Annotated in this window: 1 protein-coding gene; it reads right to left on the reverse strand. The window is 62.2% G+C overall.

Features of this window, described 5'->3' with window-relative positions; translation table 11 throughout:
• Positions 1-238, reverse strand: a 238-nt coding sequence (locus ACP7H9_RS14330) for a hypothetical protein (RefSeq protein WP_439222952.1), incomplete at both ends; no start/stop codon positions are given.

The following is a 238-nucleotide window of genomic DNA, read 5'->3' on the forward strand; positions in this document are numbered from 1 at the left end:
CGCGGATCGCATCGCCCGACGCCATCTCCATTTCGAGGATCATCATCGGCGTCGCGTAGACCATCGGCATATCAGGCACGAAATGCCCGACTGTGCGCTCTGGCGGCACCACCAACATGCGCTCGGCGCTCATGCCGATCTTGATGAAGTCATGTGCGTCCGTTGGTGCCTCGAAACAAGAGTCGTCCCGGCGAGGGCCGGGACGACGACGTTGAATTACTTCTTCGCCGCGGCCGCG

Source organism: Idiomarina sp. ST20R2A10 (assembly GCF_051842345.1).
Classification (GTDB): domain Bacteria; phylum Pseudomonadota; class Gammaproteobacteria; order Enterobacterales; family Alteromonadaceae; genus Idiomarina; species Idiomarina loihiensis.